General features: G+C 74.2%; 23 protein-coding genes. 11 read left to right on the forward strand and 12 right to left on the reverse strand.

Annotated features, from left to right (window positions below):
* Positions 1–4: 4 nt before the first annotated feature.
* Positions 5–2,068: a PAS domain S-box protein gene (locus tag ACFEMC_RS00615; RefSeq protein WP_380172599.1), complete on the reverse strand. Its 2,064-nt coding sequence runs from the start codon at positions 2,066–2,068 to the stop codon at positions 5–7.
* Between the two features lie 63 nt (positions 2,069–2,131).
* Between ACFEMC_RS00615 and ACFEMC_RS00620 the strand changes: the two genes are divergently transcribed.
* A complete protein-coding gene (locus tag ACFEMC_RS00620; RefSeq protein ID WP_367638011.1) occupies positions 2,132–2,701 on the forward strand; it encodes a nuclease in 570 nt (189 codons plus the stop codon).
* Here ACFEMC_RS00620 and ACFEMC_RS00625 read toward each other — a convergent pair.
* On the reverse strand, positions 2,661–4,214 hold the full coding sequence (locus ACFEMC_RS00625) for an ATP-dependent DNA ligase (protein WP_380172602.1): 1,554 nt from the start codon (positions 4,212–4,214) through the stop codon (positions 2,661–2,663). The two genes, ACFEMC_RS00620 and ACFEMC_RS00625, sit on opposite strands and share 41 nt — an antisense overlap.
* A gap of 226 nt (positions 4,215–4,440) precedes the next feature.
* On the opposite strand from ACFEMC_RS00625, the gene ACFEMC_RS00630 reads away from it, so the two are divergent.
* A complete protein-coding gene (locus ACFEMC_RS00630) occupies positions 4,441–5,775 on the forward strand; it encodes a reverse transcriptase family protein (RefSeq protein ID WP_380172603.1) in 1,335 nt (444 codons plus the stop codon).
* Here ACFEMC_RS00630 and ACFEMC_RS00635 read toward each other — a convergent pair.
* From ACFEMC_RS00635 to ACFEMC_RS00645, 3 genes are all read right to left on the reverse strand, one after another.
* Positions 5,720–6,076 (reverse strand): DUF3817 domain-containing protein, encoded by a 357-nt coding sequence (locus tag ACFEMC_RS00635; RefSeq protein WP_380172605.1) that lies wholly within the window; start codon positions 6,074–6,076, stop codon positions 5,720–5,722. The two genes, ACFEMC_RS00630 and ACFEMC_RS00635, sit on opposite strands and share 56 nt — an antisense overlap.
* A gap of 104 nt (positions 6,077–6,180) precedes the next feature.
* Positions 6,181–6,843, reverse strand: a complete 663-nt coding sequence (locus tag ACFEMC_RS00640) for a LysE family translocator (protein ID WP_380172607.1) — start codon at positions 6,841–6,843, stop codon at positions 6,181–6,183.
* Between the two features lie 83 nt (positions 6,844–6,926).
* Positions 6,927–9,149: a putative bifunctional diguanylate cyclase/phosphodiesterase gene (locus tag ACFEMC_RS00645; protein WP_380172608.1), complete on the reverse strand. Its 2,223-nt coding sequence runs from the start codon at positions 9,147–9,149 to the stop codon at positions 6,927–6,929.
* Between the two features lie 140 nt (positions 9,150–9,289).
* Here ACFEMC_RS00645 and ACFEMC_RS00650 point away from each other — a divergent pair, with 140 nt between their 5' ends.
* Positions 9,290–10,144, forward strand: a complete 855-nt coding sequence (locus tag ACFEMC_RS00650; RefSeq protein ID WP_380172610.1) for a TIGR03620 family F420-dependent LLM class oxidoreductase — start codon at positions 9,290–9,292, stop codon at positions 10,142–10,144.
* A 201-nt stretch (positions 10,145–10,345) separates the two neighbouring features.
* Here ACFEMC_RS00650 and ACFEMC_RS00655 read toward each other — a convergent pair whose 3' ends face one another.
* Genes ACFEMC_RS00655 through ACFEMC_RS00665 form a run of 3 tightly spaced genes read right to left on the reverse strand, consistent with a single transcriptional unit; the run spans position 10,346 to position 12,511 of the window.
* Positions 10,346–11,215: a TolB family protein gene (locus ACFEMC_RS00655; protein ID WP_380172611.1), complete on the reverse strand. Its 870-nt coding sequence runs from the start codon at positions 11,213–11,215 to the stop codon at positions 10,346–10,348.
* Between the two features lie 10 nt (positions 11,216–11,225).
* A complete protein-coding gene (locus ACFEMC_RS00660; protein WP_380172613.1) occupies positions 11,226–12,167 on the reverse strand; it encodes a cation diffusion facilitator family transporter in 942 nt (313 codons plus the stop codon).
* Complete coding sequence (locus tag ACFEMC_RS00665) at positions 12,164–12,511, reverse strand: ArsR/SmtB family transcription factor (RefSeq protein WP_380172614.1); 348 nt, start codon at positions 12,509–12,511, stop codon at positions 12,164–12,166. Before ACFEMC_RS00665 ends, ACFEMC_RS00660 begins: the two co-directional genes overlap by 4 nt.
* A 73-nt stretch (positions 12,512–12,584) precedes the next feature.
* On the opposite strand from ACFEMC_RS00665, the gene ACFEMC_RS00670 reads away from it, so the two are divergent.
* From ACFEMC_RS00670 to ACFEMC_RS00680, 3 genes are read left to right on the forward strand one after another with little or no spacing between them, the layout of a single operon-like run.
* Positions 12,585–13,067, forward strand: a complete 483-nt coding sequence (locus tag ACFEMC_RS00670; RefSeq protein ID WP_380176514.1) for a VOC family protein — start codon at positions 12,585–12,587, stop codon at positions 13,065–13,067.
* A gap of 13 nt (positions 13,068–13,080) precedes the next feature.
* Positions 13,081–13,893, forward strand: a complete 813-nt coding sequence (locus ACFEMC_RS00675; RefSeq protein WP_380172616.1) for a MerR family transcriptional regulator — start codon at positions 13,081–13,083, stop codon at positions 13,891–13,893.
* Between the two features lie 10 nt (positions 13,894–13,903).
* A complete protein-coding gene (locus ACFEMC_RS00680; protein ID WP_380172618.1) occupies positions 13,904–14,713 on the forward strand; it encodes an alpha/beta hydrolase in 810 nt (269 codons plus the stop codon).
* Between the two features lie 10 nt (positions 14,714–14,723).
* Here the strand turns inward: ACFEMC_RS00680 and ACFEMC_RS00685 are convergent, their stop codons facing one another.
* Together ACFEMC_RS00685 and ACFEMC_RS00690 are read right to left on the reverse strand one after the other, a co-directional pair.
* Complete coding sequence (locus tag ACFEMC_RS00685; protein ID WP_380172620.1) at positions 14,724–15,743, reverse strand: medium chain dehydrogenase/reductase family protein; 1,020 nt, start codon at positions 15,741–15,743, stop codon at positions 14,724–14,726.
* 67 nt (positions 15,744–15,810) lie between these two features.
* The gene (locus ACFEMC_RS00690) at positions 15,811–16,359 is read right to left on the reverse strand and encodes a TetR/AcrR family transcriptional regulator (RefSeq protein WP_380172622.1); all 549 of its coding nucleotides are present in this window, start codon (positions 16,357–16,359) and stop codon (positions 15,811–15,813) included.
* Positions 16,360–16,473: 114 nt separating this feature from the next.
* Between ACFEMC_RS00690 and ACFEMC_RS00695 the strand changes: the two genes are divergently transcribed.
* On the forward strand, positions 16,474–17,157 hold the full coding sequence (locus ACFEMC_RS00695; protein WP_380172624.1) for a GAF and ANTAR domain-containing protein: 684 nt from the start codon (positions 16,474–16,476) through the stop codon (positions 17,155–17,157).
* Positions 17,158–17,160: 3 nt separating this feature from the next.
* Here the strand turns inward: ACFEMC_RS00695 and ACFEMC_RS00700 are convergent, their stop codons facing one another.
* Positions 17,161–18,144, reverse strand: coding sequence for a LacI family DNA-binding transcriptional regulator (locus tag ACFEMC_RS00700; RefSeq protein ID WP_380172626.1), 984 nt, complete (start codon positions 18,142–18,144; stop codon positions 17,161–17,163).
* Between the two features lie 102 nt (positions 18,145–18,246).
* Between ACFEMC_RS00700 and ACFEMC_RS00705 the strand changes: the two genes are divergently transcribed.
* Positions 18,247–19,167 (forward strand): sugar phosphate isomerase/epimerase family protein, encoded by a 921-nt coding sequence (locus ACFEMC_RS00705; protein WP_380172628.1) that lies wholly within the window; start codon positions 18,247–18,249, stop codon positions 19,165–19,167.
* 7 nt (positions 19,168–19,174) lie between these two features.
* A complete protein-coding gene (locus ACFEMC_RS00710) occupies positions 19,175–20,170 on the forward strand; it encodes a Gfo/Idh/MocA family oxidoreductase (protein WP_380172630.1) in 996 nt (331 codons plus the stop codon).
* 7 nt (positions 20,171–20,177) lie between these two features.
* Here ACFEMC_RS00710 and ACFEMC_RS00715 read toward each other — a convergent pair whose 3' ends face one another.
* Positions 20,178–20,447, reverse strand: a complete 270-nt coding sequence (locus tag ACFEMC_RS00715; RefSeq protein WP_380172632.1) for an Asp23/Gls24 family envelope stress response protein — start codon at positions 20,445–20,447, stop codon at positions 20,178–20,180.
* A gap of 247 nt (positions 20,448–20,694) precedes the next feature.
* Between ACFEMC_RS00715 and ACFEMC_RS00720 the strand changes: the two genes are divergently transcribed.
* Together ACFEMC_RS00720 and ACFEMC_RS00725 are read left to right on the forward strand one after the other, a co-directional pair.
* A complete protein-coding gene (locus ACFEMC_RS00720; protein WP_380176516.1) occupies positions 20,695–21,420 on the forward strand; it encodes a TetR/AcrR family transcriptional regulator C-terminal domain-containing protein in 726 nt (241 codons plus the stop codon).
* A gap of 79 nt (positions 21,421–21,499) precedes the next feature.
* A complete protein-coding gene (locus ACFEMC_RS00725) occupies positions 21,500–21,658 on the forward strand; it encodes a YqaE/Pmp3 family membrane protein (RefSeq protein ID WP_380172634.1) in 159 nt (52 codons plus the stop codon).
* Positions 21,659–21,672 lie beyond the last annotated feature (14 nt).

Genomic DNA, 21,672 nt, shown 5'->3' on the forward strand with positions numbered 1-21,672 from the left:
GGGCTCACGAGTCGGCGCTGGTCCGCGCCGCGAGGTCGGCGATGAGCGCGCGCACCACGGCGGAGGTGTCCTGCTGCAGCTGCGTCGCCCCGGCGATCGTCGAGATGGACTCCGACGTCTGCGCGACGCTGGAGACGATGTTCTCGAACGCCTCCTGGGCCGCGCGGGAGACCTCGGCACCCTCGCTGACGCGGGACTCGGACTCGGCGATGAGCTCGGCGATCTGACCGGCCGCCGTGGAGGACCGCTCGGCGAGCTTGCGGACCTCGCCCGCGACGACGGAGAACCCGACCCCGTGCTCGCCGGCCCGCGCCGCCTCGATGGAGGCGTTGAACGCCAGCAGGTTCGTCTGGGCGGCGATCTCGGTGATGACGCGGACGATCTCGGCGATGGAACCCGACGAGCGCCGGATGAGCTCGATCGCGGCCATCGAGCTCTTGAGCGCCTCGAACCCCGTCTGCGCGTCCCCGTGGGTGCGGGCCGCGAGGTCGCGGGCCTGGACGGCGTTCGAGGCGATGGAGTCGATCGAGTGCGAGAGCTCGGCCACCGTCTCGCTCATCTGCCCGCTCTTGGCGGTGATGAGCTGTTCGAGCTGGGCCTGCGCCGTCACGTCGTAGGCGTACTTGATGACCTTGAACGGCCGGCCGCGCAGGTCGAAGACGGGGTTGTACGTCGCCTGGATCCACACGTCCCGGTCGAACTTGCCGACCCGGTGGAAGCGTCCCGCGATGAAGTCGCCCTTGCGCAGGCGCAGCCAGAAGTCGCGGTACTCCGCGGACACCCGGTACTCGGCGGAGCAGAACAGGCTGTGGTGCTGGCCCTGGAGCTCCTTGAGGGAGTAGCCCATCGTCCGCAGGAAGTTCTCGTTGGCCGTCAGGACGTTGCCCTCGAGGTCGAACTCGATGACGGCCTGGGCCCGGTCGACGGCCTGCACGCGGCTGGCGAACTCGGCGCTCTCCACGGTGTTCCGCGTGACGTCGACGGCGTACTTGACGACCTTCAGCGGCCGACCCTCGGGGTCCAGGATCGGGTTGTAGGTGGCCTGGATGAACACGTCCTCACCGGACTTGGTGATCCGGCGGTAGGTGCCCTCGTCGAAGTGCCCGCGTCCGAGCTTCTCCCAGAAGCGCTGGTACTCCGCCGACACCGCGTCCTCGGGGTCGACGAACAGGCGGTGGTGCTGACCGACGACCTCGGCCTCGCTGTACCCGAGCAGAGCCAGGAAGTTCTCGTTCGCGGCGAGCACCGTCCCGTCGAGACCGAACTCGATGACGGCCTGGGACCGGTCGATGGCGGCGACGCGGCCCTCCAGCTCGACCGCGCGGCGGGCGGCGCCGGTGACGTCGTAGGCGTACTTGATGACCCTGACGACCTTGCCGTCCGCCCCGAAGACGGGGTTGTAGGTCGCGCGGATGCGGATCTCCTGGCCGCTGGCGCCGTACCGCGTGAACTCACCGGCCTCCGTGCTGCCGGCGCGCAGGCGGCGCCAGAACGCGACGTAGTCGGGGCCGGCGGCGTAGGTGGCGTCGCAGAACATCCGGTGGTGCTGCCCCACGACGTCGTCCGCCTCGTACCCGAGGAGGTCCAGGGCGAGGTCGTTGGCGCGGAGCACGATCCCGTCGGGCGACAGCTCGACCACGGCCTGGGAGCGCTCGACGGCGCGGGACTTGCTGCGCAGGTCCCACAGCTCGGCGCGGGCGAGGGTGACGTCGGCCAGCAGCACCAGCGTCGCGGCGGTCCCGTCGATCCGCCGGGAGGTGCAGCGGACCCAGCGCTCGTCGGGGGTGCCCGCCACGAGGGCCTCCAGGCCCTGGCTGCGGTCGCCGAGCAGTTCGGCGACGTCGACGCCGTGCGGCACGGACAGCACGTCCGTCAGCGTGCGGCCGGTGAGGCCCTCCACCGTCGAGCCGAGCAGCTCGACGGCCCGGGGGCACGCGTGCAGGAGGACACCGCTCGTCGCGTCCACGACGACGAAGGCCTCGCGCTCGGCGATCAGCGCGGTGAGCGTCTGCTGCAGGGGGGCCGACGACAGGTCGACGGGACGGACTGCGGGAGGGCGTGCGGTCACACGGGGAACATCGACCTCGCGGGGGGTCGGCTTGAGGTGTCCGGGATGGAATAACCTCCCCGTGTGGTGACTGACGGGCAGCGGACGACGTACGTCGTCGTCGACGGCGAGAACATCGACGCGACGCTGGGGGCCTCGATCCTCGAGGGTCGTCCCGGGCCCGAGCAGCGCCCGCGCTGGGAGCGCCTGCTCAACTTCGCCCGCACGACGTTCCAGCAGCCCGCCAAGGGGTTGTTCTTCCTCAACGCCTCCAGCGGGCACCTGCCGATGTCGTTCGTGCAGGCGTTGCTGGCCCTGGGCTACCAGCCGATCCCGCTGGCCGGCGGGCCGGGGGAGAAGGTCGTCGACATCGGCATCCAGCGCACGCTGGACGCCCTCGTCGACCGCGAGGGCGACGTCCTGCTGGGCTCCCACGACGTCGACTTCCTGCCGCAGGTCGACCGGCTCCTGACGGGCGACCGGCTGGTCGGCATGGTCGGGTTCCGCGAGTTCATGAACTCCCAGTACGCCGGGCTCGCCGAGCGCGGCCTCAAGGTGTTCGACCTCGAGGACGACGTCCGCGCGTTCAACGTCGTCCTGCCGCGCGTGCGGATCATCCCGCTGGCCGACTTCGACCCGACGCGATACCTCTGACGGTCTCGATGGTGTCGGCCTCCGCGGCGGTCTTGTCGTCGCGGTAGCGCACGACCCGGGCGAACCGCAGCGCGAGTCCGCCCGGGTAGCGGGTGGACCGCTGCAACCCGTCGAACGCGATCTCCACGACCTGCTCGGGGCGGACGCGGACGACGTACCCGCCGTCGCCGGCCGGACCCACCTGCAGTTCCCGGAAGCGCTGCGTCTGCCACGCCAGCACCTCGTCGGTCATGCCCTTGAAGGTCTTGCCCAGCATGACGAAACCGCCCGACTCCGGGTCGCGGGCCCCGAGGTGGATGTTCGACAACCACCCCGAACGACGCCCCGAACCGCGTTCGACGGCCAGCACGACGAGGTCGAGCGTGTGGACGGGTTTGACCTTGACCCACGCCCCGCCGCGCCTCCCGGCCGCGTAGGGCGACGCGAGGTCCTTGACCACGACGCCCTCGTGGCCGGCCGCGACGGCCGAGGCGGCGAACTCCGTCGCCGCGTCGGCGTCGGCGGTGACGAGACGGGTGACGCGGTGGGGCGCGGGCACGAGGGAGTCCAGGACGTCGAGGCGTTCGCGCAGCGGCACGTCGAGCAGGTCGCGGCCGCCGGCGTGCAGGACGTCGAAGAAGAACGGGGTCACGACCGTCCCGCTCGCCTGCGCGGTGCGCGAGGCGGTCTCCTGGAACGCCCGCGGGCGGCCGGCCTCGTCGAGGGCCAGGGCCTCGCCGTCGAGGACGACGTCCCCGCCCGGCAGCGCCGCGACGACCGCGACGACCTCGGGCAGCCGCGCCGTGATGTCCTCCAGCGTCCGGGTCGCGATGGTCACCGCGCCGTCGCGGCGGTGCACCTGCACGCGGATCCCGTCGAGCTTGGTGTCGACGGCCACCGGGCCCTCGCCCAGGCCGCTCAGCGCGTCCGCGACCGTCGTCGCGCTGGAGGCGAGCATCGGCAGCAGGGGACGGCCCACCTGCAGCCCGAACCCCGCCAGCTCCTGCGCCCCGCCGCGCAGCGCCGCGACGACCGCCGCCACGGTGGAGCCCGCGAGCATCGCCGCGCGCCGCACGTCTGCGGCGGGCACGCCCGCGACGGCGGCGGCCGCGTCCTGCACCAGCGCGTCGAGGGCGCCCTGGCGCAGCTCACCGGTGACGACGCCGCGCAGCCACCGCTGCTCCTGCTCGGTGGCGCGGCCGAGGAGGTCTTCCAGGGCGGCCGAGCGCCGGCCCTGCGACCCCGGGCCCGCGAGGGCCGCCATCGCGTCGAACCGGGCGTGGACGTCCAGCACCTCCAGCGACGGCTCCTGCGCCGGTGGCGGGGCGGAGGCCATGGACCGCCACCCCAGACCGGTCCGGCGCTGCGGCAGGCTGCCGCCGAGGTAGCTGGCCACGACGGTCGTCAGCTCGAGCCCCGCGGGGTCGGAGGGGTCGAGCCGGCGCAGCAGGTCGGCGATCTCGGCGACCTTGCGCGTGCGCGCCCGGGTGGCGGCCACGGCGGCGGACGTGGTGACGACGTCGGCGAGGAGCACCCGGCCATCCTGCCCATCCCCGCCCGCGGCCGCCCTCCGTGTGCCAGGGTGATCACGTGCGGTGGCGCCGGGACGAGAGGGCTCTCTCGAGCAGCTCCGGGGTCACCCCGGGGACAGCACGTCTCCTCCGGCACCACGTCGCAGGATCCTTTGTGCGCTGCGCGCACGGTAGATCCCGCACAGCAGGACAGGTCGCCCGACGTCACCGCACCCGTTCCTGACCGCCGTGGCTGACCGCAGGGGCGAGCCGCCCGACCCCGTCGCCGCGGCGCTCGCGGCCGCCTTCCTCGACGGCCCCTGGACGGCGGCCGACCTCGCCGCGCGCGGGCGGCGGGCCGTCGGGCGCCCGCGGGTGCGCTGGGTCCGGACCCTCGCCGAGCAGGTGCTCGAGCGGTTCCCCCGGCCACCGCTGGACGAGACCCGGTCCCTGCAGGCGGTCGTCGCCTGGTCCACGCCGTACCAGGAGGCCCGCACCAGGGCCTCGCGCGCCGGCGAGCCCCTGCGGGTGGCGCACCTGGCCACCGCGGCGACGGCGATGGGCCGCAACCGGTGGGGCGTGCCGGTGCTGGACACCGTCGCCGACCTCGCCGCCTTCCTCGAGCTGGACGACGCCCACCTGGACTGGTTCGCCGACGTCCACCGGTTCCAGGTCCGCGCACCCGCGGGTCCGCTGCACCACTACCGGTCGCGCTGGACCGCGAAGCGCGGCGCCCCGCGGCTGCTGGAAGCACCGCTGCCGCGGCTGAAGGCCGTGCAGCGCACGCTGCTGCACCGGGTGCTGGCGCGGTTCCCGGTGCACGACGCCGCGCACGGGTTCGTGCCGGGGCGGTCGGCGCTGACGGGGGCGTGGGACCACGTGCAGGCCCGCACCGTCGTCCGGTTCGACCTCGAGGGGTTCTTCGCGGCCGTCCCCGCCGCCCGCGTGTTCGGGCTGTTCCGGCAGACGGGGTACGCCGAACCCGTCGCCCACGTGCTGACCGGGCTCGTCACGCACGTCACGCCGTTCACCGTCCTGCGGACGATGCCCGCGGGTGGTTCGCCGGACGAACGTCACCGGTTGCGCCGCAACCTGTCCCGGGCTCACCTCCCGCAAGGGGCGCCGACGTCGCCGGCGCTGGCGAACCTCGTCGCGCTCGGCCTGGACCGGCGGCTGGCCGGCTGGGCGCGGGCCACCGGTGCGACCTACACGCGGTACGCGGACGACCTGACGTTCTCCTCGATCGAGGGCATCGACCCGCGGCGGCTGGAGCGGGCCGTGGCGGGGATCGCCGAGGACGAGGGGTTCCGGCTCAACCCCGCCAAGACGCGGGTGCGCGGGGCCGGGGCGCGGCAGCTCGTCACGGGCCTGGTCGTCAACGAGCGGCCGAACGTGCCGCGCGAGGAGTTCGACCGGCTCAAGGCCGTGCTGCACAACTGCGTGCAGCACGGCCCGGACGGTCAGAACCGGGACGGTCACCCGGACTTCCGGGCCCACCTGCAGGGCCGGGTGGCGCGCGTGGAGGCCGTCAACCCCGCGAAGGGGAGGCGGTTGCGCTCGAGCCTCGACGCGATCGCGTGGTGAGCAGGCCGCGGCGCAGCAGCCAGCGTTCGAAGACGATGGTGCCGAAGGGCGGTACCCCGGCGGCCAGACCCACGGCGAGAGTCTTGAGGGACCACCCCATCGTCCGGGCGGCCCACACGGTGGACAGCAGGTAGACCACGAAGCCGATGCCGTGGACCATCCCGACCACCGGCACCCCGCCCTCGTGGGGAGCCTTGACGATCCACTTCAGGAACATCGCGATGAGCAGTGCGGTCCACGAGATCGCCTCGAACGTGGCGATGACGCGGAACCAGCGGGCGGCGAGCGGCCCGGAGGTCATGGGGTCCTCCTCGTGACGGGGTGGTCCCCCAAGTCTGACGGGCCGTCGTAGGTCCCGGGACCGGGGAGGGTGTGGCTTCGCTCACCCCCACCCGTCGGCCGGGCTCAGCGCGCGCTGGCGAGCGTCCCCACACCGAAGGCCGCGAGGACCGCCGAGCAGGTACGGTCCAGGGCGCGGGCCACCCGGGGACGGCGCAACCAGCGTGCCGCGCGCGCCGCCCCCGCGGTGACGAGGGCGAGGTAGACGAACGCGATCGCGGCGTCGATGACGCCGAGCGTCAGGACCTGCAGGGCCTGCCCGGCGAACCCGGCCCCGCCGGACGCGGATCCGGGGAGGAACTGCGGGGCGACGGCGAGGAAGAACAACCCGACCTTGGGGTTCAGGCAGCACGACAGGAGCCCGGCCAGGAAACCGCCGCGGGCGGTCCCCGGCCCGGACGCGCCGGGATCCTCCGTGCCGGCGGCGCTCGTGGGGGAGGAACCGCGGCGGCTGCGGACGAGGGCGCTGACACCGAGGTGCAGCAGGTACAGGCCCCCGGCGATCTTGACCAACCGGTACGCCGTGGCCGACTGCTCCAGCAGCGCGGCCAGTCCGACGGCGACGGCGACGGCCCAGACGAGGGAACCGGCGGCCGACCCCGCCGCGACCGCCACCCCGGCGCGGACGTCGCGCGCCCCGTGGCGCAGGACCAGGAACGTGTCGGGGCCAGGTGCCAGGGCCAGGAGGACGCACAGACCGGCGAAGGCCAGCAGGGAGTGCGGTTCCACGGACGCTCCTCGGGTTCTTCCGTCGTCGGACCGCCAGTCTTCCAGTCCCGGCGCCTCCCGGTGCGCGGATCCCGGACGCCCGCTCAGCCCGCCAGCAGTTCGTCGTCCGCCGGCCGGCCGAGGCGGCGGACGTACCCCGGCACGTCGGTGGCGGCCATCGCGCTGCCGAACAGGTGCCCCTGCGCCCGTCGCACGCCGAGGGCGCGCAGGGGGGCGACCTGGTCGGCGCGTTCCACGCCCTCGGCGAGGATCTCCATGTCGAGCGCCCGGCACAGCGCGGCGATGCCCTCGAGCAGGGACGTGTCCCCGCCGGTGGCCAGGGTCGTCAGCGACCGGTCCAGCTTGACGGTCGAGACGGGGAACCGGCGCACGTACGACAGCGACGTGTAGCCGATGCCGAAGTCGTCGAGGTCGAGGTGGAAACCCGCCGCGACGACCTCGCGCAGAGATGCCGCGATGCACGGGTCGTCCGGGAGTTCCTCGTGCTCGGTGATCTCCAGGTGGACGCGGGAGGGGTGGATCCCGTTGCGGGCGGCCAGGTCGGAGATCCAGCGGCCCATGCCCTGGCGGTGCAGGCTGCCGATGCCGAGGTTCACGGCGAGGTGCAGCCCGTCGACACCGGCCGCGTCCCAGCGGGCCAGGTCGCGCAGCGCGCGGGTGGCGACGTGCTCGTCGAGGCGGGCGCCCAGCCCGGCCGTCTCGGCGTGCTGGAGGAACTGGTCGGGGGCCAGCAGACCGCGGCGGGGGTGGTCCCAGCGGACGAGCGCCTCGACGCCGACGATCCGCGGGGCGTCGTCCCCGAGGTCCACGACCGGCTGGTGCACCACGACGAGTTCGCCGACGTCCTCGGCGCGACCGCCCTGCAGCAGCAACGACCGCAGTTCCTGCTGCAGGGCCAGGCCCCCGAGGACCTTCTCGCGCAGCTGGGGGCGGTACACGAGCGCCCGTCCCTTGCCGGCCTGCTTCGCCGCGTACATCGCCACGTCCGCGTCGACGAGGGCCTCCTCGAAGGCGATGCCGACGCGCAGGGGCGCGATGCCGATGCTGGCGCTCACCCGGTAGGGCAGGCGGTTGAACTCGAAGGGGGCGTCCAGGGCCTTCAGCAGCAGGTCCGCGGGGCCCTCGTCCTCGTCGTCGCGCGTCCACAGCACGACGATGAACTCGTCGCCGCCGGTGCGGGAGACCACGCCGTGCTGCCCGACGGCGCTCCGCAGGCGTTCGGAGACCTCGACGAGGAGCGCGTCGCCGACGGCGTGCCCGCGGGTGTCGTTGATCTGCTTGAAGTCGTCGAGGTCGACGAGGCACAGGTGCAGGTCCTGGCCGTGCAGGCGGCGGCGCAGGTCCTCGGCGGCGCCGGGCAGCCCGCGCCGGTTCACGAGGTCGGTGAGCGGGTCCCGTTCGGCGCTGCGTTCGGCCCGTCGCACCGACAGCGCGGCCCACCCGACACCGGCGCAGGCCAGGACGTACCCGCTGGGGGCGACGACCTCGACGGCCACGTCGGGCAGGACGTGGACGGTGCCGAGCAGCCACAGCAGCGGCACGGTGCAGAACACGGGCAGCGCGCTGAGCAGGCGCTGCCCGTCCCCGCGCAGGGTGCCCCCGGCGACGGGTGTGCCGAAGTGCCGCATGCTCGGGTGCAGCGCGGCGGCGGCCAGCAGCACCATCGCCAGGCTCTGCACCCCGTGCAGCAGGTGTCGTCCGTCGCTGACGACGTCGGCGCGCGCGGTGGCGAGGGCCGAGATCGCGAGCAGCACCCCGGCGGCCAGCAGGACGAGAGCCGTCCCGGGGGCCATGCCCGTGCGGGTGCCGAGGATCCGCAGCAGCACGATGGCGAGCACGATGTCCGCGGCCGTGCCGATGAGCACGGCCGGGTCGTCAGCCAGACCGGTCTCCCGCAGCATGCCGAGCACCTGCGCGACCACCAGGGCCCCCGCGAACGCCGTGAGGGCCACGTCGGGCCACGTCCGCCGCAGCGGGACCCCCGTGTGCCGCAGCGTGCGGACGACGAACGGCACCAGGGACAGCGCGACGACCTGCACCGCGCCGACGCTCCAGCGCGCGTCCGGTCCCGTGAGGAGCGTGGCGACCGCCGTGGCGAACCCCACGGTGAGGAGGACCAGGACGGCCACCCACGCCTGCGGCAGCACCGGCCGGTGGCGACGGACGCCCGCGACGGCCAGCGCGAGCGCGCCTCCGTCGACGACGGCGGCGACCACCGCGCCCACCTCACCGCTGAGCGCGGGGACCGCCACGACGAGGCTGAGGACGGCGAGCAGACCGAGCAGCGTGACGTCGCGCCTGGCCATGACCCTCCCCTGCTCCGCGGTCCAGCACGCGGGGGGACCCCCGCCGTCTGAGCTTCGACGCGACGGGGCGTGAACTCATTCGCCCGATCAGGCGGTCCCGCCCCCGGAACACGGGTGCGGCCGCCACGGTTGGCGACGGCATGAGCGTCATCAGTCTGTGGGGCGGCGGCCCGTGGCAGGACCCGTCGAAGCTCGCCGAGGCCAAGGAGGTGGCCGCGGAGGTCGAGGAGCTGGGCTACCACCGCTTGTGGTTCTCCGGCGGTTTCGACCCCGGGATCCTGCCCGCCTTCGGCGAGCTGCTGGGCGCGACGCGGACGCTCGGCGTCGCCAGCGGGATCGTCAGCATCTGGACGGCCACCCCCGACGACTCCGCCGAGGCCTTCGCCCGCTTCGAGGCCGAGCACCCCGGACGGTTCCTGCTGGGCCTGGGCAACTCCCACGCCCCCGCCGTGGAGGGCGGGGGGCAGCGGTACGACAAGCCGTACACCCGCACGGTCGAGTACCTCGACGCGCTCGGGGACCGGGTGCCGGCCGACCGTCTGATCCTCGCCGCGCTGGGCCCGAAGATGCTCGAGCTGGCCCGCGACCGGACCGCGGGGGCGCACCCCTACTTCGTGACGGTCGAGCACACCGTCGCCGCCCGCGAGGCGCTCGGTGCGGGCTCGTGGCTGGCGCCCGAAGCCGCCGTCGTCCTCGACGAGGACCCCGTCACGGCTCGTGCGACCGCGCGCGAGCACCTGGCGGTCTACCTCGCCCTGCCGAACTACACGAACAACCTCCGCCGCTACGGCTGGGGCGACGACGACCTCCTGCACGGGGGCAGCGACCGCCTCGTCGACGAACTCGTCGCCTGGGGGTCGCTGGACGACGTCGTCGCCGGGGTCCGCCGGCACGTCGACGCGGGCGCCGACGAGGTGGCCCTGCAGGTCCTCGGTGGGGGCGGGGAGTTCCCGCGCCGGCAGTTCCGGGAGTTGGCGGGGGCGCTCATCGCGTAGGTGGGCCCGACGTCGGGCCGGCGGCTCAGGGGATGAACCCCTGACCGCCGGCGCGTCCGTCGCCCGGCCCGCGGCAGTGCCCGCCCGTGGAGCGGTACGTTCCGACCCGTTCACGAGCCGCGGGCGGGTCGCAACGCACCACTCGGGCGGTGTGGCACGTTCCGTTCCGCGCGGCATCCTCGTCGTGGCCGACCGCCCTGCTCAGGCCGTCGGGTAGGCGATGAACGCGAACTGCGACCCGGCCGGCGCCCAGCCGTTGACGTTGGTCGTCCCCTGCCCGCCGGGGACGGCGTACCGCTGGACCGAGGTCGTCCAGTCGTCGGCGGCGACCACGTGGACGACGACGTCGAGGTCGGCGGGGTGGCCGAGGGTTCCCGGCGGGAAGGACAGGTAGTTCCCGAACCTGCCGTCGGGGGACAGGTGCGGGAACCAGTCGACGGTGTCGCTGACGACCAGTCGTTCGAGGGGGCCGCCGCCGTCGGGGAGGCGGGCCAACTGGGCGTGCCCGGGGACGGAGCCGAACGCCTCGGTGTTGAGCAGGATCCAGCGGCCGTCCGGGCTCCACTCCGGGCCGTCGAGGTGACCGGCTCCGGCGGCGAGACGCAGGGGTTGGCCACCGACGGGTTGCACGACGAGGTGGCCGGGTTCGTCGAAGGTGGCGATCTCGACGTAGGCGATCCGCGAACCGTCGGGGGAGACGCCGTGCAGGAAGTGCCAGTTGCCGTCCTCGACGGTGACCCGCTCGACGGGCCCACCGGAGAGTTCCCCGCGGTACACGTGGCCGTCGTCCGCCGTCATCAGGACGTGCCGGCCGTCCGGGTGCAGGACGTGGTCGTTGTTGAGCGGGGGCAGACCCTCGAACTCGACGCGGTGCACGCCGACCCCGGGCGCACGGACGTCGAGGCGCCACAGGTGGCCGTCGCCGTTCAGCAGCAGGGACGTGCCGTCGAGGGACCAGTTCGGCGCCTCGAGGAGGAGGTCGGTCGTCTCGAACAGGACCCGGGGAACCGCGAGGTCAGGACCCCCGAGCAGGACCTGGCAGTGCTGGGACGGCGCGAGGTGACGGGGCACGGGGAGGAACCTAGTCGTGGGTCCCGCTCTCGTGCCCGACGTGGCCGACGGGTTCGAGCTGGAACGTCGCGTGGTGCACGGGCACGGGGAAGTGCTCGGCCACGCAGGCCTGCAGGGAGTCCAGGATCACGGGAGCGTGCCCGTCGAGGAAGCAGGAGTCGTCGAGCACGACGTGCGCCGACAGGACCGGCAGACCCGAGGTGATCTGGCTGGCGTGCAGGTCGTGGACGGCGTGCACGTGGGGGAGTTCCAGCAGGTGCCGGCGGACGTCCTCGAGGTCGAGGCCCGGCGGGGTGGACTCCAGCAGGACCGACGTCGTCTCCCGCAGCAGCTTCACCGTGCGCGGGACGATGAGGACGCCGATGAGCAGGGAGACGACGGCGTCGGCGCGCGTCCACCCCGTGAGGGCGATGACGGCGGCCGCCACGAGGACGGCGATCGAGCCGAGCCCGTCGTTGACCACCTCGAGCACGGCCGCGCGGACGTTGACGTTCGCGTCGGCGTTGCCGCGCAGCAGGAGCCACAGCGCGACGACGTTGCCGAGCAGGCCGATCACACCGAAGACGAGCATCGCAACCGAACTCACCTCGGGCGGTTCGAGCAGCCGCCGCACACCCTCGACGAGCACGAAGACGCCGACCGCCAGGAGAGCCGCGGCCTGCAGGGTGGCGGCGAGCACCTCGGCCCGCCGGTAACCCCAGGTCCGCTGCGCCGAGGCCGGACGGGCGGCGAGGTTCGCCGCGATGAGGGCGATCGTCAGCCCGGCCACGTCGGTGAGCATGTGGCCGGCGTCGGCCAGCAGGGCCAGGGAGCCGGAGACGAACGCGCCGACGGCCTCCGCGACGAGGACGGTGGCGGTGACGGCCAGCGCCGCCGTCAGCCGGCGCCGGTTCTGCGCGAGGTCGGCGCCGCCGTGGCCGTGCCCCTGGCCGTGTCCGTGCCCGTGGCTCACCCGGCCACCTCCCCGGTCGCGCAGTGGTCGTCACCGACCGCCAGCACGACGCCGAGGAGGTCGCCGAGGGCGTGGCTGAGCCGGGCGTCGGCGATCTCGTACCGCACGCGCCGGCCCTGCGGCACCGAGACGACGAGCCCGCAGCCGCGCAGGCACGCGAGGTGGTTCGACAGCGACTGGCGCGAGACGCCGAGCAGGTCGGCCAGTTCCGCCGGGTACCCCGGGGCCTCGCGCAGGGCGAGCAGCAGCCGGGTGCGCGTCGGGTCGGACAGGGCGTGCCCGAAGCGGGCGAGGACCTCTGCGTGGCCGACGGCCTGCGGTGCGATCACGGGACGACGGTACATCGAGATCTGGATGATCGGGTGGCTTGACCCTGACGCGACGTCAGGCCTCAGCGTTCCCCCCGTGCGCTACGTCATGGACACCTCCCACAGCACCGTCCCCGTCCCGGCCCTGGACGCCGAACCCCCGCCCGTCGAGGAGTGCGTCTACGGGATGCCGATGTTCCCCACCGTCCCGACAGCCGACCTGACCACGTCGGTCGAGTTCTGGACCCGCGGGCTGGGGTTCGTCGAGCTGTTCTCGATCCCGGGCCGGCTGGTCCACCTGCGCCGGTGGCGGTTCCAGGACGTCCTGCTCGTCCCGGGCGAACCCCCGGCCACCCCACCGCCGGGAACGCTGAGCGTGGCGTGCGTGCTGCGCCAGCTCGACGAGGTCGCGACGGCCTGCGAGGCGCTGCGGGTGGGCAGCACGAGCGGTCCGGAGCGCCGGCCGTGGAACAGCGTGGAACTGCACGTCGTGACCCCGGAACACGTGCGGGTCGTGCTCACCGCGGCGCTGCCCCTGGACGACACCGCGGCGCGCGACCTGCGGGAGGTGGGGATCGGTGCGCCACGGTGACAGGCTTTGCCCCGTGGCTGACGCGCCGGGCGAGGGACTGGACGGGGAGCTGACCGTGGGCCGGGTGGCCGAGCTCCTCGGCGTCAGCGTCCGGACGTTGCACCACTGGGAGGCGCTGGGCCTGGTCGCCGCGGCGCGGACGACGGGCGGGTACCGCACCTACGGTCCCGGTGAGGTCGCCCGGCTGCAGCGGGTCGTCCGCTACCGCGAACTCGGGGTCCCCCTCGCGGCGGTCGCGGGGCTCCTCGACGAGGGTTCGCCCTCGGACGGCCTCGAGGCGTTGCGCCGTCAGCGAGCGGAACTCCTCGACCGGCTGGACCGGACCCGCGACACGCTCGCCGCGGTGGACCGGCTCATCGAGGCCACCGAACGCGGGACGACGCTCACCGCGCAGGAGCAGGCCGAGCTCTTCGGCGCGGACTGGGACCCGTCCTGGCCGGGGCAGGCGCGCGAGGAGTGGGGGGACTCGCCCCAGTGGCGGCAGCACGCCGAACGCGCGGCCGACCGGTCGACCACGGACTGGGCGGCCCTCGCGGCGCGCATCGAGACCCTCGAGGCCGACCTCGCGGCGGCGTTCCGCGTCGGGACCGCGCCGGGTTCGGAGCGGGCCGCTGAACTGGCCGAACGGCACCGCGCGTCGGTGGCCGAGCACTTCGACTGCACGTACGCCATGCACGTGTGCCTGGCCCGCAGCTACGTCGACGACCCGCGGTTCCGGGAGCACTACGACCGGCGCGAACCCGGTCTGGCGCAGTGGCTGCGTGCCGTCGTGGAGGAGAACGCGCGAGCGCGGGGCGTCGACCCCGCGACCGCCACGTGGGAGTAGCGTCCCCCGGGTGACCATCCACGGCGACCGTGCGGACGGGGTACCGGTCCGCGTGTACCGGCCCGACGCCGACCTCCACCCCGAACCCCGGGCCGCCCTCGTCTGGGCGCACGGCGGGGGTTTCGTCGCCGGCGACCTCGACATGCCCGAGTCCGACGCCGTCGCGCGGAGGTTGCAGGAGAACGGGATCCTCGTCGTCGCGGTCGACTACCGGCTCGCCGGTCCGGGGACGACGTACCCCGTCCCCTCCGACGACGTGCTGACGGCGTGGCGGTGGGGGCGGGAGTTCTGCCGCACGGCGGGGGTTCCCGTCGGACGGATCCAGCTGGGTGGGGCCAGTGCCGGCGGGAACCTCGTCGCGGGTGCGGTGCTGCGCCTGCTCGCGGGGGAAGGCGACGTCCCCGCCGCGGTGTTCCTCGCCTACCCCACGCTGCACGCCGTGCCGCCCGTCGCGTCGCCGGCCGCCCAGGCCGCCGTCGAGACGTTGCCGCAGGCCGAGCGGTGGTCGGCGGCCGACGTCGCCGCGATGTACGAGACGTACCTCGGGGGACCGCTGGACACCGCCCCGGCCCCCGCCGTCCCCGGGACGGCCGATCTCGAGGGTTTCCCGCCCACGTTCGTCCTCACGAGCGAGGTCGACGGGTTGCGGGGTTCGGCCGACGAGTTCGCCCGCCGCCTGGTGCTGGCGGGGTCGCCCGTCCTGTCGGTGTGCGAACCGGGCACGGTGCACGGGCACCTCAACACCCCCGACCCCCGGTTCGACGCGAGCCTGCGCCGCATCACGCGCTGGCTGCTGTCCGCCGACGAGTTCGCCGGGTAGGGCCGTCGGGTCAGGGCACCAGGACGACCTTGCCCACGACGGTCCGGGACTCGGCCAGCCGCACCGCGTCGGCGACGCGGTCGAGCGGGAAGGTCGCCGCGACCTGCGTGCGCAGGCGCCCCTCGGCGGCCAGGGCGAACACCTGGCCCAGGTCCTCGCGCACCCCGGCCCGGAACCGGGCGGGGTTCCGCTTGCCGCCCCAGACGTTGAAGAACGTCGCCCGGTGCCCGCCGGGGCGCAGGTTCCACCACTGCAGGCGGGCCATGAGCCGCAGGATGGTCCAGGTCGCGTTCCCGTGGGCGTCGCGGGTGTCCGCGCTGCCGTAGGACACGAGCGTGCCGCCGCGGCGCAGCAGACGGTGCGACACCGTCAGCACGTCACCGCCGACGTGGTCGAAGACGGCGTCGACGCCGTCGGGTGCCAGTGCCCGCACCCGTTGCTCCAGCCCGTCCAGGGCGTAGTCGACGGGTTCGACGCCGAGGGCGCGCAGGGCGTCGTGGTGGCGGGGGGCGGCCGTCCCCAGGACGCGGGCGCCGGCGATCGCGGCGAGCTCGGCCAGGACGGTGCCGACGCCGCCGTTCACGCCGTGCACGAGGACCGTCTGCCCGGCGCGCACGTGGGCGCAGCGGTGCAGCATGCGCCAGGCGGTCAGGCCGTTGACGACGAGCGTCGAGGCCGCCGCGGGGTCCAGGCCGGTCGGCACGGGGACGAGGGCGTCGGCGTCGACGACGGCGTGCGTCGTCCACCCGCCCGTGCCGAGCAGCGCCGCGACCCGGGTGCCGACCAGGGCGGGCGAGGTGGCGGACCCCACGGCGCTGACGGTGCCGACGAGGTCGTAGCCGGGGACGAAGGGGAACCGCGGCTGGTCGTAGTAGCGGCCCCGGCGCATCTGCTGCTCGGCGAAGGAGACGCCGCTGGCCTCCACGGCGACGAGGGCCTGGTCGGGACCGGGGACGGGGACGTCGGTGCGCTCGACGCGCAGGCCATCGGGCTCGACGACGCCGGGGAGGACGACACGGGTGGTGGTCACGGGAACTCCTGGTGAGTGATCAGACAGTCACAACTGCGGGCGCGCGGAGGGGACCGCGGGGGAGGGGTCAGAAGTGGCGGATGCCCTGCGTCAGCGTGCGGGCCCAGGAACCGGGCACCTCGTCGAGGTCGGCCATGACGACGAGGTGGCACAGCTGCCCCCACGCCATGAACCGCTGGACGGCCTGCTGGTCGGCACCGGACAGGTCCTCGACGGCGCCGACGACCGAGGCCAGCCCGCGGCGCAGGCAGTCCCGCACCTCGGGGACGTCGCTCGCCGACTGGGCGTGGACCTGCAGCATCAGCAGGTCGCGGTCGGCGATGAGGTGCGCGTAGGCCAGCCCCATCGCGTCGAGCAGCCCCTGCGGGGAACGGTCGGTCGCCTCCTGGGCGCCGGCCGTGAGCGCGTCGACGACGCGGGCGTAGCAGTGCTCCACGGCGGCCAGGAACAGGCCGAGCTTGCCGTCGAAGAGCCGGAAGACGTACGCCGGGGAGATCCCGGCGTCCGCGGCGACGGCCGTCACCGGGGTCGCGTGGTAGCCGGCCCGGGCGAAGACCCGGGTCGCACTCGCGACGGCGAGGGCGCGTTGCGCCTCGGCGGTGGATCGGACGGCCATGTGTGTGAGTGAACACTCACAACACCGGTGCCGTCAAGCCCTCGGCGGCGGCACCACCCTAGGATCGGCTCCGACCCAGCTCCGCTCGTCCTCGAGCAGATCGGAGGAGTGACCGTGACGGACCCGCAGCGCTCGGCCGACCTCGCCGACCTCGCCCGCTCCCTGCAGCGCAGGTCCAGCCCGCAGGAGGTGATGGACGAGGTCGTCGCGGCCGCCGTCTCGCTCGTGCCCGGCGCCGAGCACGGCTCCGTCAGCCTCGTCACCGGCCGGCGCGGGGTGTTCTCCGCTGCCGCCACCAGCCAGGTCGCGCGCGACTTCGACAGCCTGCAGGAAGAGCTCGGCGAAGGACCGTGCCTGGAGGCGATGTTCAGCGAACCCGTCGTCCACGGGCCCGACCTGACGGCCGAGAGCCGCTGGCCGCGGCTGTCCAAGACCGCACCGGACACCCTGGGGATCCGCAGCGTCCTGTGCTTCCAGCTGTTCGTCCACGAGGAGAACACCCTCGGCGGGCTGAACCTGCTCGCCACCCGGGCCGACGCCTTCGACGAGGACGCCCCGGCCCTGGGTGCGGTCTTCGCCGCGCACGCCGCCTCCGCGCTGGCCGCTGCGCAGGAGCTGGACCAGATCAAGCAGGCGCTCGCCAGCCGCGACGTCATCGGGCAGGCCAAGGGCATGCTCATGGAGCGCTACGGGATGGGCCCGCAGCAGGCCTTCGCCCTGCTCGCCCGGCTCAGCCAGGACGAGAACGTCAAGCTGCACGAACTCGCCGAGCGGCTGGTGACCACCCGCACCCTGTGACGGTCAGGCGGGTGGGGGGCCCGTCGTGCCCCGGACCTGCAGCGACGCGGCGACGCGGTGGACCCTGGGCCCGCCGCCCGTCCCCGCCGCGCGCTCGGCGACGAACCGTCCGCTCTGCACGCCGATCGCGAAGGTGCCGTTGTCGACCGACGTGAGCGAGAGGTGCCGGATCGCGGCCAGGTGGGTGTTGTCGTACCCGACGACGGACACGTCCCCGGGGACGTCGAGGCCGAGGTCGTGCGCGGCGGACAGGACACCGATGGCGGCCAGGTCGTTGTAGGCCAGCAGCGCCGTCGGGCGCTCGGAGGCCTCCAGCAACCGCCGCGCGACGGCGTACCCGCTCTCCTCGCTCATGCCGCCGGGGACGACGAGGGCGCCCGCCCCGGCGGCGCCGCGGAAGCCCTGTGCCCGCAGCTCCCCGACGCGTCCGGGACCATTGAGGTGCGCCAGCCGACGGTGCCCGAGCGCGAGGAGGTGACGGGTTGCCGCCGTCGCACCGGACTCGTCGTCGTTGACGACGACGTCGGCGCCCAGGTCGTCCGGGTCCCACGTGCCGGCCAGCAGGACGGGGACCCCGTCGCGGGACGCGGCCCGCAGCGCGTCGCCGTCCTCGGTCGTGCCGACGACGACGACCGCGTCGACGCGCTGCGACCGCAACTGCTCCACGGCGGAGCGACCGATCTGCCGGGTGGTGGCCGAGTCGGCGAGGACCGGCGCGAGCCCGGCCCCGTCGAGCGAGGCCGTCAGTCCGGCCAGGAGGTCGACGAACCAGGGGTTGCGCAGGTCGTTGAGCAGGACGCCGACCATCCCCGAGCGGGTGCCGGCCAGTGCCCGGGCGACGCGGTCGGTGCGGTACCCGAGCTCCTCGGCGGCCTGGCGGACCGTGGCCCGACGGGCCTGGCTGACGCCCGGATCACCGCGCAGGGCGAGGGAGGCGAGGGACTTGGACACCCCGGCCCGGTCGGCGACGTCCCGGATCGTCGGCACCCGGGGTGCTCCGTTCCGATGGTCCCCGGCGCTCACCGGGCCAGCCTAGGGGCAGACGGGAAGCGACCTGGACGCTAGTCTGGACCGGTCCATTCTTGTCCAGTGCTCGCGGAGGAGCAGCTCGTGCCCGGACCGGGAACACCGAAGATCTCGATGAACGTCACGACGACGTTCTTCGGCAACGTCGTGCAGGACATCCGGATCGCCAGGGAGGCCGGGTTCGGCGGCATCGAACTCCAGAGCCCCAAGCTGTACCGCTACCTCGACGCCGGGTTCGCCGTCGAGACCCTGCCGCCGCTGCTGGACGGTCTGCAGGTCACCGGCCTCGGCGCCGTCCTGGACGTCGAGCGCCAGGGGAGCGCCCGCGAGGAGTTCCTCGCCGAGGTCCGCCGGATGTGCGCCGTCGCCGAGGTCGTCGGCGCCCCGATCGTCCAGCTGTGCACCGGCCCCGTCGACTGGCACGTCGTCGAGGACTTCCGCGCCGGCGTCCTGGCCGCCGACGACCCCCGCTACCGGGGAACCCTCGGCCTCGACGAGGCCGAGGCCGTCGCGGTCACGGCCGCCAACGTGCGCGAGGCCGCGGACATCGCGGCCGGCCACGGCCTCGAGCTCTACCTCGAACCCCTCGCCTGGGCCCGGCTCAGCCGCTGCCGGCACGCCCTCGCCGTCATCGAGGCCGTCGGTCGCGACAACGTCGGCATCGCGCTCGACACGTGGCACTTCTGGACGACGGGCGACACCCTGGAGGAGGTCGCCGCACTGCCGAAGGAGCTCATCAAGGCCGTCCACCTCTCCGACGGTGTCGAGCTCGACCGCGAGCGGGACGTCCCCGCGCAGGACGTGCACCGCGACGTCGTCCTCGGTGGAGGCTCGATCCCGTTGCAGCAGTGGGTGGACGCGATCAAGTCCACGGGGTACGACGGGTGGTGGGTGTCGGAGATGTTCTCCCGGCGGGCGAACGAGCAGGACCCGCTGCTCGTCGCGACGACCATGCGCAACCTCCTCTCCCTCCTGGTGAGCTGAGGCCGCCGTGCAGCGCTTCGCCCTCGTCGGTGCAGGTTTCATCGGCGCCGTCCACGCCCGCAACCTCGCCGCCCACCCCGGCGTCGAGTTCGTCGTCGTCCACGACGTCGACGGTGCCCGCGCCGACGACCTCGCCCGCGCTCACGGGACGCGGGGGACGACCGACCTCGACGACGTGTTCGACCCCACCCGTGTCGACGCCGTGTTCATCGCCTCCTCCACGCCCACCCACGCCGAGCACCTGCGGAACGCCGCCGACGCCGGCCTCGCCGTCCTGTGCGAGAAACCCGTCGCGACCGACCTCGGCAGCGCCCGCGCCGTCGTCGAGCACGTCCGGGCCGCGGGCGTTCCGGCGATGCTCGACTTCAACCGCCGGTTCGACCGCGACCACGCCGAACTCGCACGCGTCGTCGCGGCCGGCGAGGTGGGCTCCGTCGAACTCCTGCAGCTCACCTCCCGCGGTCCGTCGATGCCGCCGCTGGAGTACCTGCGCGCCTCCGGCGGCCAGTTGCGGGACCAGGCCGTCCACTTCTTCGACCTCGCCCGCTGGATCAGCGGCCAGGACCCGGTGTCGGTGTCCGTCACGGGCTCGGCGCTCGCCGACCCGCGCCTGGCCGAGTTCGGCGACGTCGACACCTCGGTGGCGACGCTGACCCTGCCCTCGGGGGCGCTCGTGCAGGTCGACTGCCTGCGCCGCACGGGGTACGGGTACGACGAGCGCATCGAGGTCGTGGGGTCGACGGGGCTCGTCGAGTCGCGGCGGATGGCGGCCGGGAACGTGGTGCGCCGCAGCGGGACGCGCGCCGTCGAGGACGGACTGCACGCCGGCTGGTTCGAGCGCGTGGAGCCGACCTACGCCGCGGCCCTCGACGCGTTCGTCCGGGCCCTGGAGGCCGGGACGCCCCCACCCGTGGGCCTCGAGGACGGTCTGGCGGCGCAGGCGGTCGCGGAGGCGGCGACGCGCGCGCTCACGAGTGGCCGGACGGAGACCGTGCAGTACTGAGGGCGGGTCAGCGTCCGCGCACGTCGACGACGGTCACGTTCACCTCGGTCACCCGCAGGTCCGTCATCTGCCGCACGCCCTCGCTGACCGAACGCCGCACCTGCGACATGAGGTCGACGAGGTCGGTGCCGGTCTCGGCCACCAGCGTGAGGTCCACCGTCGCGTGCGTGGGGCAGACGGTGGCCACCGCGTCGGGTGCGCTGCCGGCCTCCCCGACGACCCCCGGGACCGCCGAGGCGGCCAGGCCGGCGATGGTCGCGACCACGCTCTCGCTCATCAGGGTCACCTCGTCCGCCTCGTCCGAGGCGTCGGGACTGGGCTGCGGCACCGGTCGTGCCTCCTCGGACGTGGTGGGCGGGAGCCGGTCCGGCGGAGCGGCCTGAGAGAGGCTTACACCGTAAGCGGACGAGACGCCAGCCCCGCGGGCGGACGCGCCGCGGCGGTGCCAGGATCGGGGCGTGCCAGGGACCCCCGACGCAGGCGCCGGTGCCTCCTCCCAGCGGTCCGGACCCTCGGCGGAGTCCGTGGTGCCCGACGTCGACGAACTCGTCGTCGCGGGGGAGGGGCGCCCGTCGGACCGCGTGCCGCTGAGCCGGCAGCGGATCCTCGCCGTGGCGCTGCAGTTCATCGACGAGGACGGGCTCGGGGCGCTCACCATGCGCCGGCTCGGGGCCCGGCTCGGCGTCGAGGCGATGTCCCTGTACCGCTACGTGCCCGGGCGCGAGGACCTGCTCGACGGTGTGGTGGACGCCCTCGTCGAGGAACTCGGTCGCGACCCCGAGGTGCTGCGGACGCCGACGCACGGTTGGCAGGACTTCCTGCAGCGGCTGGCGCACGGCGTGCGGCGGGTGGCGATCACCCACCCCCGGGCCTTCCCGCTCATCGCCTCCACCCCGCCGGAGGCGCCGTGGCTGCGTCCGCCGCTGCGCAGCGTCGAGTGGGTGGAGGCCTTCCTGTCCGGGCTGGTGGCGGAGGGGTTTTCCGACGACCAGGCCGTCGCCGCCTACCGGGCGTTCACGAGCTTCCTGCTGGGGAACCTGCTCCTGGAGGTCGCCCAGCGCGGCGGGGCCGTCGGGCCCCTGGACCTCGTCGACGAGGAGCAGCCCGTCGGCGGCCTGGACGACGCCCCCCACGTCCGCCGCCTGGCCGCGCAGCTGGCGGAGGACCGCGCCCTGCAGGAGTTCGAGGAGTCCCTCGAGAGCCTCATCGACCGCGTCTCGGTGCTGGTGCTGGGCACGAGCGGAGCGTGAGGCGGCCGGGGCCGTCGCTCGCGGCCCCGGTGGGGCGGGTTCCCGGCTGGTGTCCAGCTCGGCGCTCGAGGCTGGCGGCGTGCGCATCGCCCTGATCGTCCTGTGCTTCTTCTTCCCCTTCCTCGCGGTCCTGCTCAAGGACGGTCCCAGCAGGAAGGTCCTCATCGCCTTCCTCCTCCAGCTGCTGGGACACGTCCCGGGGGTCGTGTACGGACTGCTGGTGGTGACGCGCGACTGACGGCGCTCACCGCG

This window comes from Kineococcus sp. DHX-1 (assembly GCF_042473625.1).
GTDB lineage: Bacteria > Actinomycetota > Actinomycetes > Actinomycetales > Kineococcaceae > Kineococcus.